16 protein-coding genes are annotated in these 17,885 nt (G+C 60.4%); 10 read left to right on the plus strand and 6 right to left on the minus strand.

Annotation, left to right across the window (positions count from 1 at the left end):
• Positions 1-59: 59 nt before the first annotated feature.
• Positions 60-605 carry a translation initiation factor IF-3 gene (gene infC, locus GO499_RS02660; protein ID WP_161863809.1) on the minus strand — a complete coding sequence of 182 codons (546 nt, stop codon included), beginning with the start codon at positions 603-605 and terminating at the stop codon, positions 60-62.
• A gap of 303 nt (positions 606-908) precedes the next feature.
• On the opposite strand from infC, the gene GO499_RS02665 reads away from it, so the two are divergent.
• The gene (locus tag GO499_RS02665) at positions 909-1,466 is read left to right on the plus strand and encodes a YopT-type cysteine protease domain-containing protein (RefSeq protein WP_161860738.1); all 558 of its coding nucleotides are present in this window, start codon (positions 909-911) and stop codon (positions 1,464-1,466) included.
• Positions 1,467-1,519: 53 nt separating this feature from the next.
• Here GO499_RS02665 and thrS read toward each other — a convergent pair whose 3' ends face one another.
• On the minus strand, positions 1,520-3,475 hold the full coding sequence (thrS, locus tag GO499_RS02670) for a threonine--tRNA ligase (protein WP_161860739.1): 1,956 nt from the start codon (positions 3,473-3,475) through the stop codon (positions 1,520-1,522).
• Positions 3,476-3,713: 238 nt separating this feature from the next.
• Entirely contained in the window at positions 3,714-4,541 is an 828-nt protein-coding gene (locus GO499_RS02675) for a CE1 family esterase (protein ID WP_161860740.1), read from the minus strand.
• 144 nt (positions 4,542-4,685) lie between these two features.
• Between GO499_RS02675 and GO499_RS02680 the strand changes: the two genes are divergently transcribed.
• Together GO499_RS02680 and GO499_RS02685 are read left to right on the plus strand one after the other, a co-directional pair.
• Positions 4,686-5,438 (plus strand): alpha/beta fold hydrolase, encoded by a 753-nt coding sequence (locus GO499_RS02680; protein WP_161860741.1) that lies wholly within the window; start codon positions 4,686-4,688, stop codon positions 5,436-5,438.
• A 73-nt stretch (positions 5,439-5,511) separates the two neighbouring features.
• Entirely contained in the window at positions 5,512-6,495 is a 984-nt protein-coding gene (locus GO499_RS02685; protein WP_284154870.1) for an alpha/beta hydrolase, read from the plus strand.
• Between the two features lie 8 nt (positions 6,496-6,503).
• On the opposite strand, the gene GO499_RS02690 is transcribed toward GO499_RS02685, so the two are convergent.
• Entirely contained in the window at positions 6,504-6,716 is a 213-nt protein-coding gene (locus tag GO499_RS02690) for a hypothetical protein (RefSeq protein WP_161860742.1), read from the minus strand.
• Positions 6,717-6,852: 136 nt separating this feature from the next.
• On the opposite strand from GO499_RS02690, the gene GO499_RS02695 reads away from it, so the two are divergent.
• The 3 genes from GO499_RS02695 (at position 6,853) to GO499_RS02705 (ending at position 10,025) form a co-directional block, all read left to right on the plus strand.
• A complete protein-coding gene (locus tag GO499_RS02695) occupies positions 6,853-7,125 on the plus strand; it encodes a DUF2312 domain-containing protein (protein WP_161860743.1) in 273 nt (90 codons plus the stop codon).
• Positions 7,125-7,541 carry a VOC family protein gene (locus tag GO499_RS02700; RefSeq protein ID WP_161860744.1) on the plus strand — a complete coding sequence of 139 codons (417 nt, stop codon included), beginning with the start codon at positions 7,125-7,127 and terminating at the stop codon, positions 7,539-7,541. The genes GO499_RS02695 and GO499_RS02700 overlap by 1 nt, the downstream gene beginning before the upstream one ends.
• A gap of 84 nt (positions 7,542-7,625) precedes the next feature.
• Positions 7,626-10,025, plus strand: coding sequence for a glycogen/starch/alpha-glucan phosphorylase (locus GO499_RS02705; protein ID WP_161860745.1), 2,400 nt, complete (start codon positions 7,626-7,628; stop codon positions 10,023-10,025).
• Between the two features lie 9 nt (positions 10,026-10,034).
• Here GO499_RS02705 and GO499_RS02710 read toward each other — a convergent pair whose 3' ends face one another.
• Positions 10,035-10,262, minus strand: coding sequence for a hypothetical protein (locus tag GO499_RS02710; RefSeq protein ID WP_161860746.1), 228 nt, complete (start codon positions 10,260-10,262; stop codon positions 10,035-10,037).
• Between the two features lie 34 nt (positions 10,263-10,296).
• Positions 10,297-10,551 carry a hypothetical protein gene (locus tag GO499_RS19875; protein ID WP_431309881.1) on the minus strand — a complete coding sequence of 85 codons (255 nt, stop codon included), beginning with the start codon at positions 10,549-10,551 and terminating at the stop codon, positions 10,297-10,299.
• A 411-nt stretch (positions 10,552-10,962) separates the two neighbouring features.
• Here GO499_RS19875 and glgB point away from each other — a divergent pair, with 411 nt between their 5' ends.
• The 4 genes from glgB to glgX are packed head-to-tail and all read left to right on the plus strand — an operon-like array spanning position 10,963 to position 17,883.
• Positions 10,963-13,176, plus strand: a complete 2,214-nt coding sequence (glgB, locus tag GO499_RS02720; RefSeq protein WP_161860747.1) for a 1,4-alpha-glucan branching protein GlgB — start codon at positions 10,963-10,965, stop codon at positions 13,174-13,176.
• Entirely contained in the window at positions 13,173-14,441 is a 1,269-nt protein-coding gene (glgC, locus tag GO499_RS02725; protein ID WP_161860748.1) for a glucose-1-phosphate adenylyltransferase, read from the plus strand. Before glgB ends, glgC begins: the two co-directional genes overlap by 4 nt.
• Positions 14,441-15,865, plus strand: a complete 1,425-nt coding sequence (gene glgA, locus GO499_RS02730) for a glycogen synthase GlgA (RefSeq protein ID WP_161860749.1) — start codon at positions 14,441-14,443, stop codon at positions 15,863-15,865. The genes glgC and glgA overlap by 1 nt, the downstream gene beginning before the upstream one ends.
• Positions 15,862-17,883 (plus strand): glycogen debranching protein GlgX, encoded by a 2,022-nt coding sequence (glgX, locus tag GO499_RS02735; protein ID WP_161860750.1) that lies wholly within the window; start codon positions 15,862-15,864, stop codon positions 17,881-17,883. The genes glgA and glgX overlap by 4 nt, the downstream gene beginning before the upstream one ends.
• The last annotated feature ends 2 nt before the right edge of the window (positions 17,884-17,885 follow it).

The raw sequence follows: 17,885 nt of genomic DNA on the forward strand, positions 1-17,885 counted from the left end.
TGCCTCGCAGCGGCCGGTTCGGATGAATGCGAGAGGGCAGGGCGCCCTCTCCCGTTAGTTCAGGACTTCAGAGGGTTGATCATCATCACCATCTGACGGCCTTCCATTTTCGGAATGCTGTCGACTTTGCCAAGCTCGGTGGTGTCTTCTGCCACCCGCTCCAGCAGGCGTCGTCCGAGTTCCTGGTGGGCCATTTCACGGCCACGGAAGCGCAGGGTGATCTTAACCTTGTCACCGTTCCCAAGAAACTTGGTGACGTTGCGCATCTTGACTTCGTAGTCGTGCGTGTCGGTGTTGGGGCGGAATTTCACCTCCTTCACCTCGATGATCTTCTGCTTCTTGCGCGCCTCGGATTCCTTCTTCTGCTGTTCGTACTTGAACTTGCCGAAATCCATGATCTTGCAGACGGGCGGCGAGGCATTGGGGGAAATCTCGACGAGATCGAGCCCGGCGGCTTCGGCCAGTTCCATACCGCGTTCGGGTGTCACGACCCCGACATTTTCCCCTTCGGCTCCGATGAGCCGTATTTCCGGTGAGCGAACGCGTTCGTTGACGCGGGGCCCGGTATCGCGCGTTGGCGGCGCGTGGTGTGGTCTGCGAGCTATAGCTTGTCCATCCTTTTGTTGTTGTCAGAAAGCGAGAAGAGGCGCAAAAAGCGCCCCTGCCAGACAACATAGTTTAATGCGACCGGTTTTGGAAGGGCGACAACGCTTTATCGCCAAGAATTCGGCAACGCTTCCGACTGCACGACTTCCCCGTTTATTCGCCGCTGTTTTGCGAAAATTGGTGCCGCCGGGAACAAACAGGCGGTGCAACCTGCTGCCATAGGCCTTTCCGGGGGGTTAGCGCGCCATCGGGCGCGATTCACTGACCAAGGGTGGCCGGACCGGCTGCCGGAGAGGACGAAAATGACCGATTTCAAAATGGTTGTCGAAAAGCAGAACGGAACCGCAACGCTGTGGGATCAGGACAGCTACCTAGGCAGCCAAACTTACAGCAGCGGCGGTATTTGCGGACCACTGGCGGCCAAATGGATGAGTGCACGCAAACTGGGGCAAAGCTTCGTGGCGGAGATGTCGCAGCAGGAAGCCCGCGAGGAGGTTATGCAATTGCGCATGAACCAGAATCACGAAGGCGACAACTTCGTCGCCAACTACCTGGCCATGTTCGGTTTGCGCCGGGCGCAGACCGGCTACTACAAGGACAATGTCTCGATCGGCAGTGTCATGGCCAACGCAACCTCCGGCTACGGCTTCTTTTTCATTGGCCTTTTACAGGAAGCGGACGACAAACCGGGCCATGCTTTCGCCGTCTGCAGCGAAGCCAATTCATATCAGTTTTTTGATCCGAATTTCGGAGAAGCGCGTTTTGGAGTTGCCGAAGATGCCAGAAAGGCATTCATCGACTGGTTCAGGTTGATCTACCTGCACCTGAACGGCCCGGCCGTCACCGAATATTATCTCTGAGAATTGCGGGGCAAGGCCGGAAGTTGCCGCCCGACCTTGCCCGCTGCATCAAATTATTCACGGAGATCCGGGGGTGTAGCTTCCGCGCGCAGGTTTGCCACCACCGTATCCAGCGCTTCAACGCTGGTTTGTTTTTCCCCGAGACGCCGGATGGAGACGGTCCGTTCCTCGACTTCCTTCATGCCGATGGCAAGGATCACCGGCACCTTGCCGACAGAGTGTTCACGCACCTTGTAATTGATCTTTTCGTTGCGCACATCGGCCTCTGCCCGGATACCGGCAGCCCGCAAGGTAGCGACGACCTCGTGCACGTAGGCATCGGCATCGGAGATAATCGAAGCAACAACGACCTGTCGCGGGGCCAGCCAGAACGGGAACCTGCCGGCGTAGTTCTCGATCAGGATGCCCAGAAACCGCTCGAAAGACCCGAGCACGGCGCGGTGCAGCATGAAGGGGCGGTGCTTGGCACCGTCTTCGCCGATATAGGTTGCGCCAAGGCGTTCCGGCAGGTTGGGATCCACCTGGAAGGTGCCGCACTGCCAGACCCGGCCGATTGCGTCAGTCAGCTTGAAATCGAGCTTTGGCGCATAAAAGGCGCCCTCGCCGGGGTCGAGCGTGTACTCGTGCCCTGCCTTGCCGATCGCGGCTTCGAGCGCCGCTTCCATGCGATCCCAGCTTTCCTCGGTTCCAACGCGCTTTTCGGGGCGGGTTGCGAACATGATCTCGAACTCGGTGAAGCCGAGATCCTTGTAGATCGCAGAAAGGAAGCGGATGAAGCGGGCGCATTCCTCCTCGATCTGGTCCTCGCGGCAAAAGATATGCGCGTCGTCTTGAGTGAACCCGCGCACCCGCATGATGCCGTGCAGCGCGCCCGATGGTTCATAGCGATTGCACGAGCCGAACTCTGCCATGCGCAAGGGCAGGTCGCGATAGCTCTTCAGGCCATGGTTGTAGATCTGCACGTGGCAGGGGCAGTTCATCGGCTTCAGAGCGTTGATCGTCTTCTCGCGGGCGTGGTCCTCGTCCACCTCTACGATGAACATGTGTTCCTGATAGTTTTCCCAATGCCCGGACTCTTCCCACAGCCGCCGGTTGACGACCTGCGGCGTGTTGACCTCTACATAACCACCGGCACGCTGCTGCCGGCGCATGTAATCCTGCAGGGTGGTGTAGAGCGTCCAGCCATTGGGATGCCAGAAGATCTGGCCCGGCGCCTCTTCCTGCATGTGAAAGAGTTCCATCTCGCGTCCAAGGCGGCGATGGTCCCGCTTCTCGGCCTCTTCGAGAAAGTTCAGATGGTCTTTCAGTTCCTGCCGGTTGCGAAAGGCAACGCCGTAGATGCGCTGAAGCATCGGGCGGTTGCTGTCGCCGCGCCAGTAGGCCCCTGCGACGGACATCAGCTTGAAGGCATCCGCCGGGACCTGCCCTGTGTGGGCGAGGTGCGGGCCGCGGCAGAGATCCTGCCAATCGCCATGCCAGTACATCCGGATCGGCTGACCCTCGGGGATCATGCCTACAAGCTCGACCTTGTAGGGTTCGCCTGTGCTCTCGTAATGCGCGATGGCGCGATCCCGCTCCCACAGTTCGGTGCGTACGGCATCGCGCAGGTTGATGATCTCGCGCATCTTGGCTTCGATCTTCTCCAGATCTTCGGAGGAGAAGGGCTCGGCGCGGTCAAAATCGTAATAGAAGCCGTTCTCGATTACCGGTCCGATCGTGACCTTCACGTCCGGCCAAAGTTCCTGTACGGCGCGGGCCATGATGTGGGCGCAGTCATGCCGGATCAGTTCCAGAGCGGGCGCTTCATCCTTGATCGTGACGATCTCGATGGCCGCGTCCCCGGTGATCGGCTCGGACAGGTCGGCCAGCCGCCCGTCGAGCTTCACCGCGAAAGCGGATTTTGCCAGCGATTTTGAAATTTCGGCGGCCACGTCGGCACCGGTGGTTCCGGCTGCAAAAGTGCGGTTGGCACCGTCGGGAAAAGTCAGGGAAATCTGTGCGCCGTCCATGGGCGTTTCTCCTTGCGGTTTGGCGCCTACGAAACGCCCGGTTGCTGATGGAGGCTGGAATGCCCGCTCGTCCGTGGGCTGTCAACCCTGCCTTGCTAGTCCGCAAATCACTCCGGCCATGGCGGCAAGCGTTTTCCAATGTCTCCCAAGCACCGATGCCGGAAACAAGGGTGAGTCCCGTTTCTTGCTCGCCCAGGTATCCGTGCCGGAGGTTTAGGCAGTTTCACCGGGCGCAGGATCAGCGCAGGGGCGCTTCCAGCCAGTCACGCCCGAGGTCTGCCCAGCCTTTCGGCAGCCCGTGACCTCCGTCGTGAAGGCACAGCTTCAGGGCGCCACTATCGCAACTTGTCCACTCGCGGCAACGGAAGTCGGCGTCGAGGGTGATCTCGTCGGGCTGGGAGCGGCAATTGGCTGTCCTGCGGGCGAGGCCGAAACTCTCGAAAACGTCACCCTGATGCCAGTCTCCTATACCACGGCCCTCGAGCGGCACCGTGCGGTCCGCGAAGCCGTGGATCTGCAACAGTCGCACCGGTCCCGCCGGGCAGGTTTCTTTGGGCACCGGCCTTCGCAAGGCACCGGAGATCGAAACGAAACCGGCAAAATGTTCGCCTGCGTAACAGGCCATCATCCACGCCATGGACCCGCCGGCGGAAAAGCCGCTGGCATAGACGCGCTCCCGGTTGATCGGCACACGTCCGGCAGCATCTTCCAGCACGGCCAGCGAGAAAGCGACGTCATCTCTTCCCGCTCCGGGCCGGGCCGGCCAGCGGCGGACATCAGAGCCGGGCGCGGTGGCACCGTTTGGCGCGATGACGAGGTAGCCCGCCTCGGCGAACACCGATTTCAGCGCGCCGCCGCGAAACACGGAGGTGCCGGACGAACGGTGGCCGTGATAGAAAAATATCGCGGGCAGGGCTTTCTCGCCATCCCACTCGGGCGGTGTCAGCAGGTGATAGCTGCCCCCCTCAATCTCGCATGCCGCCTCCGGCCCGCAGGGCGCTTCGCTGGCCTGGGCAACGCTCGGCAGCAAATACGATAGCACTGCCAGCAAGAAAAATATCCGCATCACCTGTCTCTCCTTTTCGTTAAGCCTATCGACATGCGGTGATGTCGCGCCACCATCGGCGCTGACGCCGCACGCGAATGTGAAGCGTTGCGGGCGCGGCGCATCCCTGCAACAAAGGCGCAACGACGGTGAAAGGAGACCGACATGCCCGCCTATCTCGACACGCCCCAAGGCCGCCGTATCGCCTATCACCGCAGCGAGGGGCAGGGGCCCGGCATCGTCTTCCTCGGCGGGTTTCGCTCCGACATGGAAGGCACGAAGGCCTTGCATCTCGAGGCGTGGGCAAAGGCACATGGCCGTGCCTTCCTGCGGCTGGACTATTCCGGGCACGGCGCATCATCGGGGCAATTCGAGGATGGCGCCATCGGCGACTGGGCTGAGGATGCCGCGGCCGCGCTTGGCAGCCTCACACAGGGGCCTCAGGTGCTCGTCGGATCCTCCATGGGCGGCTGGATCGCACTGCTGCTGGCCCGTGCCCATGCCGAGCGAATCGCCGGCCTGGTCGGTATCGCCGCCGCACCGGATTTCACCGAAGACAGCATGTGGTCCGGCTTCTCAGACGCGCAGCGGCGCGAAATGGCGGAAGCGGGACAGGTGGCACTGCCATCGGACTACGACGACGGCCCCTATATCATCACCCGCCGGCTGATCGAGGAAGGCCGCAACCAACTGGTGCTGCGCGAACCGTTGTCGCTTCCGTTCCCCGTCCGCCTGCTGCACGGCACCGAAGATGTCGACGTCGCCGAGAGTGTGCCGTTGCGTCTGCTGGCCCATGCGGACGCGGCCGACATGCGGCTGACGCTGATGAAGGGGGCCGATCATCGCTTTTCCTCGCCCGAAGCCTTGGCCCTTATTGAAGCAGCGGTGTCGGACGTGCTTGCGGCGCACCGGCCGTGAGATTGAGCGAAACAGCACTTTTCATTCGTCTTCCCGCCCCATATCCTGTGCGCAATCCTCTCGGGACCCACTGATGAAATTCGTGATCTACGGCGTTCTTTTCCTTGTCTGCATCGGGGCGGCCATTTTCTATCTCGGACCGAAAGAACCGATCACGGGCCCTTTTACCTATGACAGCGCGGCCATCTCCGGGGACGTGGACGGCTATCTCTACCGGTCCGAGCAGACGGTTCCCAACCTCGTGCGTGGTGCGCAGAAACATGTGCAATGGTATGATCCGGCCCGGCGCAACCGCACCGAATGGGCCGTGGTATACATCCACGGTTTTTCGGCCACTTCCTTCGAGGTGCGGCCGTTGCCGAAACTGGTGGCGGATGCGCTGGAGGGTAATCTCTACTACACGAGGCTGAAAGGGCACGGGCGGGACGGTGCCGCGATGCTGGAGGGGTCCGTGCCGGCATGGATGAACGACGTGGCCGAGGCTCTGGAGATAGGTCGGCGGATTGGCGACAAGGTATTGGTGATCGGCACGTCCACGGGCGGGTCGCTTTCCGCACTGGCCGCCTTCGACAACCGCTTGAAGGACAAGGTTGACGCGCTGGCATTCATATCCCCCAATTTCGGGGTCAAGGCCGGCGGGGCGAGGCTGCTGACGCTGCCTTTCGCCCGCAGTTTCGTGCCATTGATTGCCGGCAAGACGCGCAGTTTTACCCCCCATAACGAAGAACACGGCCGCCGCTGGACGACATCTTATCCCACACGAGCGTTGCTGCCGATGGCCGCGGCGGTCAAGGCTGCGTCGGGCCTGCCATTCGAACAGGCGGAGGTTCCGGCCCTGTTCGTTTTCGCCGATGCCGATCAGGTGGTCGATGCCACCCGCACGAGGGAAGTTGCGGCACGTTGGGGCGCGAGCGTTTCGTTGTATCCCGTGGCAATGAAGAAGGAGGATGACCCCTCCAGTCACGTGATCGCGGGCGATATCATGAGCCCCGGCCAGACATATCCGATTGCCGAGCGAATTCTTCTGTGGGTGACGGGGCTGAAGTTCGAGAATTGATCTCGTTTTCAGAGTATCAGGCCGACCACGACAAGCGCCAGCCCCATGAACGCCACGCCCACTGATGCCATGTTCAGCGCCACCAGCCCGTGCATTCCGGCCTTCTGCGCCTCCGGATCATCTTTCAGCGCCCTGAGGGCGGCGGCCTTGCGGATGCACAGGCCAAGCCCGGCGAGGCCGAGAAGTGTGACGATTGCACCTATGATGACAAGGATACCCATGCCCCTGCGCCTACCCGATCCTGGCGGGCGCCGCAACTCCCTGCTGGCGTGCCGCGTTGCCCAAAGCAGCGCTTCCCTTCGCCGCGCCCTTCCGCTACCCAAGAAGCCGGAATGAGGCCCCAGCAGGAAATTGCACATGGATATCGTCGAAGACACTACCGAAAGCAAACCCGACAGCTACCGCGTGACGGCAGGCGAGCTGCGCGCCTTCGTGGAACGGTATGAGCGTCTGGAAGCGGAAAAGAAGGACATCGCCGATCAGCAGAAGGAAGTGATGGCCGAGGCCAAGGGCCGGGGATATGACGTCAAGGTACTGCGCAAGATCGTTGCCCTGCGCAAGAAAGACCCGGCCGAGATATCAGAGGAAGAGGCGGTGCTGGAACTCTACAAGGAAGCGCTGGGGATGTGATGCGCAGCGTCTTTCACCTTGCCTATCACGTCACCGATCTGGAAGCGGCACGGGCTTTTTACGGTAGCCTGCTCGGCTGCCGGGAAGGTCGCAGCACCGACACCTGGGTCGATTTCGATTTCTTCGGCCATCAGATCAGCCTGCACATCGGCCAGCCGTTCGCCACAAGTGATACCGGCAAGGTCGGCGATCACCTGGTGCCAATGCCTCATCTGGGTCTGGTCCTCGACTACGAGGACTGGAGACAGGTGGCAGACAGGCTGGAGACGGCGGAAATTGCCTTCGTCATCCCGCCAAGTGCCCGTTTCTTGGGCGAACCCGGTGAGCAGTGGACGATGTTCTTCCGCGATCCCTCGGGAAATCCAATAGAAATCAAGGGCTTCCGAGATGCCTCGAAAATTTTCGCTGTAGACTAAATTAATGAGTTGCGCCTTATTGCAGGAACTTGCCCAGCGCGAGCGACTTTTGCACTGGCAAGCATTCGGACAGACAGGATACTCATGGATCAGGCACCCATCACGGACATGACCGGCAGCGCCCTTGCGCGAGACATGCAACGGCACCTGCAGTTCTCCTTTGGCAAGGATCCCGCGCACGCACAGGTGCGCGATTGGCGGCTGGCGTTGTCACTGGCCGTGCGAGACAGGATCGTGGAGCCGTGGTTCAAGGCGACGCGGGCCGCCTATGCCGGTCATCACAAACGGGTCTATTACCTGTCGATGGAGTTTCTGATCGGGCGTCTGCTGGAAGACGCCATCGTCAACCTCGGTCTCGGCGACGAGGCAATGGCCGCCTGCGCGGAAGCCGGCGTTGATTTCGACGCATTGCTTGCGGACGAACCCGATGCGGCACTGGGCAACGGCGGGCTCGGCCGGCTGGCGGCTTGTTTCCTCGATTCCCTCTCCACGCTGGGCTGTCCGGCCATGGGGTACGGCATCCGCTACGAACACGGCCTGTTTCGGCAGACCTTCCACCATGGCCACCAGGTGGAGCAGGCAGAAGCTTGGCTTCAGCAGCCGCATGCGTGGGAATTCGAGCGCGCGGAGGCCAGTTTCGAGATTGGCTTCTACGGCGATGTCCGCGAAGAGGACGGCCGCAGCGTCTGGGAGCCAGGTGATGCCGTCGTCGCCCGCGCCTACGACACGCCGATCATCGGTTGGCAGGGACGCTGGGCCAACACCCTTCGTCTCTGGGGGGCAAAACCTACGAAACTGTTCGACCTCGCGCGATTCAACGTCGGCGATTTCAATGCGGCCGCGGAGCCGGAAGCACAGGCACGGACCATTTCCCGCGTGCTGTATCCCGACGACACCACCGATCAGGGGCGTGAACTGCGTCTGAAGCAGGAATACTTCTTCACCGCCGCGTCGATCCGCGACATCATGCGCCGCTACCTCGACGAATACAGCGACATCCGCAAGCTTCCGACCAAGGTTGCAATTCAGCTCAACGATACCCACCCGGCTATTGCCGGGCCGGAACTGGTGCGTATCCTGCATGACGAACATGGCCTGCCGTTTGACGAGGCAGCGGAGACGGCCCGGCTGACGCTGAACTACACCAACCACACCCTCTTGCCCGAAGCGCTGGAGAGCTGGTCGGAGGGTCTGATGTGGCACCTGCTGCCCCGCCATATGCGTCTGATCGAACAGATCGACGACTGGCACGCCCGCAACCATCCGCGCCGTACCCGCTCTACCATCGATCACGGCGTCGTCCGCATGGGTGACCTTGCCTTCGCAATGGCCAACAAAGTCAACGGCGTATCTGCCCTGCACACCGACCTCGTGAAGACCACGGTCTTTGCCGAGCAGCACAAGTTGCATCCGGGCCGTGTCATCAACCAGACCAACGGCGTCACGCCCCGCCGCTGGCTCGTCGCATGCAACCCCGGCCTCAGCAACCTGATCACCGACACGATCGGCACCGGCTGGGAGGCGGATCTCGAACGCCTGTCCGAACTGGAGCCGCACATCGACGATGCGGGCTTTGCCGAAGCCTTCGCCGCCGCAAAACGGGCGAACAAGATCGAACTCGGCAGCTGGCTGAAGGAAGAGATCGGCCTGACCGTGAATCCGGACGCGATGTTCGATGTGCAGATCAAGCGGATCCACGAATACAAGCGTCAGTTGATGAATGTTCTGGAGACAATCTCGCTTTGGCAGGCCATTCGCGAAGAACCGGAAAAGGACTGGACTCCGCGCCTCAAGATATTTGGCGGCAAGGCGGCGCCGGGATACAGGACTGCCAAGGAAATCGTGCACCTTATCAATGACGTGGCTTCGGTTGTTAACGTAGATCCGCTGATGCGTGGCCGCCTTGCTGTCGCCTATCCTCCCAACTACAACGTCACGATGGCGGAGCGGCTTATCCCCGCCGCCGATCTGTCGGAGCAGATATCGACGGCCGGCAAGGAAGCGTCGGGAACTGGCAACATGAAGTTTGCGCTCAACGGCGCGCCGACAATGGGCACGCTCGACGGTGCCAACGTCGAGATCCGCGATCTTGTCGGCGCCGACAACTTCTTCCTGTTCGGCCTTACGACTGACGAGGCGGAAGAGCGCCGCGAAACACCCGGCCATGCCACGCGCGCAATCGCCGCCAGCCCGCGGCTCACCGCAGCCATCGCCGCCATCGAAAAAGGTACCTTCAGCCCCGATGATCCGGCCCGCTACCACGGTTTGGGCCGCATCCTGCGCGATAGCGATTACTTCCTCGTCTGCTCCGATTTCGACAGCTACTGGCAGGCCCAGCGACGGGCGGACGAGATCTATCGGGATCCGGCGGCCTGGGGGCGGATGGCCGCCTTCAACACCGCTCGATCCGGATGGTTTTCGTCGGATCGGACGATCCGGGGCTACATGCGGGACATCTGGGATGTCGAGGCGATTGACAGCTGATGGCGGACGTCAGCGGACGCGAACGAATGATGCGTTCCAATTGTAGGTTATGGCCAGCGGCTCGAGACAATCGCGGAGCTCCCACTCCGCGAACGCGCGCTTTTCCCAGTGTTTGGACGGATCAGGTTCGTCTCTGAAACTGAACCAATCGTCAAAAATTATCACGCTGCCCACGTCAACGAGTGGAGCGACAATGGCGAGCGCTTCACGGGTGGAAACGTAAATATCGCAATCCATGTGGACGATGTGGGCGCCACAACTTACGCCTGCATCAACCAACGACGTTTGGTTTTCTCTTTGTCATGAAACCCGGCGATCCTGGTGATCTTCTCTTGCGGGACGCCGGCCTTTTCGGTGAACTTCGCAAACTCCGCTTCGCTGTAGCTGTAATCGCCCTTCTTGAAGACCTTTTATCCTCAGGCAACCCTTCGAAGGAATTGCAGGCGTACAGGCGCATCTTGTCAAACTTGGATCCGAACTCACGGGCCAGCCCTGCTGCTGTTATGATCGGTGTGCCGCGAGCCACGCCGAACTCGATATAGTGGCCGACAACTGGCTGCTTTGCCAGTTCTGAGAAGGCAGCCCTTTAAGCAGGAAGACGGTTTTCGTTGTCTCTAAATACTGTCCGCCGCATCAGCCGGTAAACAAGCGGTGAAACTGCGTCAGGCAATGCCATGAAAAAGCCTGCTCCGCCTTCCCTCAGGCCCGGAATAGCCATCACCGCGCGTTTTACCAACAAATATCTGGCCGTTGGAATTCCTTCGACTTGTGTTCCTATGGGGAATTTCTTGCACGGAAGAGTTCAGGTTGCCAGTTAAGACTTGAAATTCAGAAATCTGTTGAAAATTCGTAAGGTCGTACTGAGATCGGTGACGCCCAAAATTTGTTTTCATTATCCGGGCTTGCTTTGCCACGCCATTGTCATAGGCTCAAGGTAATGGATAACAAGAAAGCAACGGGTGGGGATGTTGATCCTGGTGCAGCAGCGGCGATAGTCGCGGGCACCCATACCGATCCTTTCGCTGTGCTGGGACCGCATGCAATACCGGGTGAGGCTGCCAGACGCCTGACCGTCTTCGATCCCGGCGCCAACCGGATCACTGCCATTCAAGGAAGCGAGCGGCTGTCGCTTGAACCGGTGCCGCAGGCGCGTGGCCTCTTCTCGGGTGAAATCCCCGATGGTCCCTACGAACTGGAAGGCGAGGCTTGGGGCCGCACCTGGATGTTTGAGGATCCCTATCGCTTCGGCCCGGTGCTGGGCGAGATGGACGAACACCTCTTTGCGGAAGGCACTCACACGTCACTCTGGCGTGCGCTCGGCGCGCATGTGATGGAGCACGAGGGTGCATTGGGCACCCACTTCGCGGTCTGGGCGCCAAACGCCACGCGAGTCTCGGTTGTCGGAGATTTCAACGCCTGGAACGGTCGGCAGCATATCATGCGACGGCGAGGTTCCACGGGCATATGGGAAATCTTCATGCCAGGTCTCGGCGAGGGCACGTCTTACAAATATGAAATCCTCGGCGCGGATGGACGGCCGCTGCCACTGAAGGCGGACCCGGTGGGTTTTGGTGCTCAACATGCGCCAGAAACGGCCTCGGTGGTTCGGGACATCGGCGGTTATGGCTGGCACGACAAGGCGTGGATGGAAAGCCGCGCGGCGGCTAACAGCGTACGGACGCCGATCTCGATCTATGAGGTTCATCTCGGCTCCTGGAAGCGTGCGGACGGTGGCCGTCCGCTTTCGTACAAGGAACTGGCCGAAGATCTGGTGCGCTATGCGAAGGATATGGGGTTCACGCATCTGGAATTCCTGCCCGTCTCGGAGCATCCGTTCGATGGATCATGGGGCTATCAGCCGGTCGGTCTTTACGCACCGACGGTCCGCCACGGACCGCCGCACGAGTTTCGCGATCTTGTCGATGCGGCACATCAGGAGGGGATTGGCGTGATCCTCGACTGGGTTCCGGGACATTTTCCGACTGATGCCCACGGGCTGGGTCTGTTCGACGGCACTCACCTTTACGAGCACTCGGACCCGAAGGAAGGCTTCCATCAGGACTGGAACACGCTCATCTATAATTTCGGCCGGACCGAAGTGCGGAATTTTTTGACGGCCAATGCGCTCTATTGGCTGGAGGAATATCATGTCGATGGTCTGCGCGTGGATGCGGTTGCCTCGATGCTCTACCGCGACTACTCCCGCAAGGAAGGCGAATGGGTTCCGAACAAGGATGGCGGCCGCGAAAACCTTGAGGCGATTTCGCTTCTGCAGGAAATGAACAGCCTCGTCTACGGTCGGCAGGACGGTATTCTGACGGCGGCCGAAGAGAGCACTTCCTTTCCAAAGGTCTCCCGCCCCGTGCACGAGGGTGGCCTCGGCTTCGGCTTCAAGTGGAATATGGGCTGGATGAACGACACCCTGTCCTACATCGAGAAGGATCCGATCTACCGACAACATCATCATCACCAGATGACGTTCGGTATGGCCTACCATAACTCCGAGAACTTCATTCTGCCGATCAGCCATGACGAGGTCGTTCACGGCAAGGGCAGCATGATCGCGAAGATGCCGGGCCATGGCGACGACCAGTTTGCCAACCTCCGCGCCTATTATGGTTTCATGTGGGCGCATCCGGGCAAGAAACTATTGTTTATGGGATGCGAATTTGCGCAGGGCCGGGAGTGGAACCATGCCGGAAGCCTCGACTGGCACCTGCTGGACTATCCACAGCATCAGGGCGTGCAGGCATTGATCCGAGATCTGAATGCCCTCTATCGTGAAACTCCGGCACTCTACGTCCACGATTGCGAGCCTGGCGGATTTCAATGGCTGGAAGCCAACGCTGCGGACCAGTCGGTCTATGCGTTCTTGCGGGAGGGTGGAGAGTCTGATGCGCCGGTGGTGGCAATTTCCAACTTTACGCCCGTGCAACGTGACTGGACGGTAGGCCTGCCGCTGGCCGGGCGTTGGTCGGTGGCATTGGACACGGACTCCCCGGCCTACGGCGGTAGAGGCAGCGGAACTGGCAGCCATACCGAAACCATACCAAAACCATACCAAAACCAGCCGCATTCCGCGGGTGTCACTCTTGCCCCCCTCTCAACAATCTTCCTCAAACATGAGTCCAGTTCGGAGGCCCCACAATGAACCCTGCCAACCACCGCCTGACAAATCGCTCCATGGCCTTCGTTCTTGCCGGTGGTCGTGGCTCGCGCCTCAAGGAATTGACAGACAGCCGTGCCAAGCCGGCCGTCTACTTCGGCGGCAAGACCCGGATCATCGATTTTGCACTTTCCAATGCCTACAATTCCGGTATCCGCAAGATGGCGATCGCCACTCAGTACAAGGCCCACAGTCTGATCCGCCACATGCAGCGTGGCTGGAACTTCTTTCGTGCCGAGCGGAACGAGTACCTGGATATTTTGCCGGCGTCCCAAAGGGTTGCGGAAAACAAGTGGTATCTGGGAACCGCGGATGCCGTGACGCAGAATATCGACATCGTTGATAGCTACGACGTTGATTACGTTGTGATCCTTGCCGGGGATCACATCTACAAAATGGACTATGAAATCATGCTGCGGCAGCATGTGGAAACCAAGGCCGACGTGACCGTCGGTTGCCTGACGGTGCCGCGGCTGGAGGCATCGGCCTTCGGCGTGATGGATACCGCACCTGATGGCAAGATCACACGTTTTCTCGAAAAACCGGCCGATCCGCCGGGTATGCCCGGCGACCCGGACAAGGCGCTTGCCTCAATGGGCATTTATGTCTTCAACTGGAAGTTCTTGCGTGAACTGTTACTGGAAGACGCGGAAGACCCTGAATCGCAACACGATTTTGGCGGTGACATCATCCCCGACATTGTCGCCAAGGGCACGGCGATGGCGCACAAGTTCGACGACAGTTGCGTGCGTCACTCCCCCGATGCTCCCGCCTACTGGCGAGATGTCGGGACCGTCGATGCCTTCTGGCGGGCCAACCTCGACCTGACCGATTTCATTCCGGATCTGGACCTCTGGGACACCGAATGGCCGATCTGGACCTATTCCGAAAGCGTGCCGCCTGCCAAGTTCATCCATGACGAGGCAAAGCGTCGGGGGTCGGCGGTTAGCTCAATGATTTCAGGCGGTTGTATCATTTCCGGCACTGAGGTGCGCAATTCGCTGTTATTCACAGGTGTCCACACCAACTCCTTTGCCTCTCTCGATCACGTCGTGGCCTTGCCCTATGTGGTGATCAATCGCCGGGCCAGCCTTACCAATGTGGTAATCGACCGCGGTGTCGAGATTCCTGAAGGTCTCGTCGTCGGGCAGGACCTCAAGGATGATCAGAAATGGTTCAGGGTGACAGATCAGGGCGTGACGCTGATCACCCAGTCGATGCTCAATGCCCGCGCCGCAGCACTCGGCTGATGCGCCGGGTTCTTTCCGTCGTCTCCGAATGCGCTCCGCTGGTCAAAACGGGCGGTCTGGCGGACGTCGCAGGGGCGCTGCCCGCCGCTATGGCGGTAGAAGGGTGGCATCTGCGCACATTGTTGCCGGCCTATCCGGCCGTACTTGGCAAGACGGGGCCAGGTAATCTTCTGCACGAATGGAACGACCTGTTCGGCTATCCTGCCACACTGCGGGCGACAAGCTATAACGGGCTGGATCTGCTGCTACTGGAAGCACCGCACTTCTTCGACCGTCCCGGCAATATCTATCTCGACGGACATGGGCTGGACTGGCCAGACAATCCGGAACGGTTTGCCGCGCTGTCCTTCGCGGCAGCGGAGATTGCCCAGGGTTTGTTGCCGGATTGGCGGCCGGAACTCCTTCACTGCCACGACTGGCAGGCAGGGCTGGCACCACAATATCTGGCTCAGGCAGGCAGTTCCTGCCCCAGCCTGATGACCGTTCATAACATTGCCTTCCATGGCCTTTCGCCGCCGGAAAAGATCGATGCTCTGAAGCTTGACGGTGGTGATTTCAATCCCGGCGGATACGAATTTTGGGGCAATATCAGTGCACTGAAGGCAGGGCTGACAAAGGCAACGCGACTCTCCACAGTATCGCCGACATACGCCAAGGAACTGACGACGCCCGAGTTCGGCATGGGGCTGGATGGAGTAATCTCGGCGCGCGCCGACGTGCTCAGCGGCATATTGAACGGCATCGACCTGGATGCGTGGTCACCTAAGGCGGACCCTGCGATCTCTCCGTTCTCTGGCCTGAAAAGTAAGGCGAAGAACAAGGTTTTGCTGCGTGAACGCTTCGGCTTGCCCGCAACGGACGGACCGCTTTGCGTAGTGGTTTCGCGGCTGACCGAGCAGAAGGGTCTGGACCTGTTGCTTGCCGCATTGCCGGCCCTGCGCGAAGGGGGCGGGCAACTTGCGCTGTTGGGTTCTGGTGATCCGTCGCTGGAAGCGGCCTTTATTGATGCTGCGTCCGCCGATGACGTCGGCGTCATTATCGGCTACGACGAACCACTCTCACATCTCATGTTCGCTGGCGGCGACGTGGTACTCGTGCCGTCGCGGTTCGAACCTTGCGGCCTGACGCAGCTCTACGGCCTTCGCTACGGTGCTGTTCCTTTGGTGGCGCGGACTGGCGGCCTCGCCGATACTGTCATTGACGCCAATGCGGCTGCTCTCCGGGCCGGCGTGGCGACTGGCATCGTTTTCTCCCCTGTCACGGCCGAAGCACTTTCGGGTGCGTTCGACCGTTTGCACGTGCTGTATCGTGACAGTGAGGCTTGGGCGAAGATGGTCAGGCGGGCAATGCAACACTCTGTTGGATGGGATGCATCTGCGCGGGATTATTCCGAGCTTTATGCAAGGCTTGTGGAGGACAGATGACCGAGCGGTTCAGTGTGGGTGCCGGGCGCGACCAACCGCTCGGTGTGACCCTGACGGAAACGGGTGCAAATGTTGCGGTCTATTCGGAATACGCTGAGGGAATATCTCTGTGCTTGTTCGATGACAGCGGCGATGAGATAGCGGAGTTGCCGCTGCCGGAGCGGATTGGCCACGTGTGGTGCGGGCATGTGGAAGGGCTGCGCGAGGGGCAGATCTATGGCTTGCGGGCTTCCGGGCCGTATTCGCCGTCAGAGGGTCAGCGCTTCAATTCGAACAAGCTGCTGCTGGATCCCTATGCACGCCAGATAATCGGGCCGCTGGAATGGTCTGACATCCTGACCGGCGGCAAGGCCAAAAAACCGGACCCGCGAGACAGCGCATCAGCCGCGCCAAAGGCTGTGCTGGTGTCACCGCCACCGCGGTACGACGGTCCGAGGCCCAGAACGGACTGGCGGGATACCGTGATCTACGAGGCACATCTGGAGGGACTGACGCGGCAGTGGCCCGGTCTGGAGGAAATGCCGCCGATGGAGGCGGTAACTTCGCCACAGGTTTTGGAGCATTTGCAGACTCTGGGGGTGACGGCTATCGAGTTCCTGCCCGTCCATGCTTTCATGACCGACCGCTTCCTTGTGGAACGGGGACTGCGAAACTATTGGGGCTATCAGAGCATTGGCTTTTTCGCACCGCATCCACCTTACCTTGGGGATGCCGGGATATCGGCATTTGCGGAAATGGTACGCCGGTTCCACGAAGCGAGGATCGAGGTATTGCTCGACGTGGTCTACAACCACACGGCAGAAGGGGACGGCAAGGGGCCGACGGTTTCCTTTCGTGGGCTGGACAACCGGAATTATTACCGCCTGCTGGGTGACAATGTTCACTATGACAACCTGACGGGCACCGGAAACGCCATGCGGACGGACCACCCTGTTGTTCAACGACTGATCCTCGACAGTTTGCGATACTGGGTTGAGTTCATGGGGGTCGACGGTTTCCGCTTCGACCTTGGCGCAACTCTTGGAAGAGAGGAACATGGCTTCACGCCACGTGCCGGCCTGTTCGATGCGATGCTGCAGGATCCGGTGCTGTCACAGGTGAAGCTGATCGCCGAGCCATGGGATATCGGTCCCGGCGGCTATCAACTCGGCCAGTTCCCGCATCCCTTCGCTGAGTGGAACGACCAGTTTCGCGACGGGGTCCGGCGCTACTGGAAGGGTGACAGGGGCATGGTGCCGGCGCTGGCAGAGGCGCTGGCGGGCACGGCCCATCGGTTCGACAGGGCGGGGCGGATGGCGACCAGTTCCATAAACCTCATCACTGCCCATGACGGGTTCACACTTGCGGACCTCACCTCTTTCAACGACCGCCACAACGAGGCCAACGGCGAGGACGGACGCGATGGCCACGGAGCCAATTTTTCCGACAACATGGGCCACGAAGGCCAGGTGGAGGATGCGGCCATCATTGCCGCGCGCCTCCGGCGGCGCAAGAACTTGCTCGCTACGCTCTTTCTTGCCCAGGGCACACCGATGTTGCTGGCCGGCGACGAGGCCGGCAACAGCCAGGATGGCAATAACAACGCGTATGCACAGGGCAACGCGACGGGATGGGTGCGTTGGGATGGTGCTGATCTCCGCTCGTTTGTAGCGGCGCTGACGGCACTTCGGCGACGATTTCCGGTGTTGCGGCAGTCGCTTTTCCTGCACTCGGAACGGCGACCCGATGGCAAACCGGACTTAATTTGGCGCTGTGCAAATGGCTCGGAGATGCAGCGTGAAGACTGGCTTGATCAGTCACGCACCTTCGTGGCTTTCGAGTTGCGGGCAGCGGCCGAAACGCCGGTACACGGACAAACGGAAGAGGCACTCTACCTTGTGTTCAACTCGGGTGAAGAGCGGACAGTATCACTGCCTGCTGGCGAATGGGTCCGGGTTTTCGCGACCGCCGAGGAAGAAGCGGCGGATGAGACAACGATCCCGGCAAGTTCCGTTGCCGTCTTCGAGAGAACCGCCTAAAC

The sequence above is a fragment of the Algicella marina genome (assembly GCF_009931615.1).
GTDB lineage: Bacteria > Pseudomonadota > Alphaproteobacteria > Rhodobacterales > Rhodobacteraceae > Algicella > Algicella marina.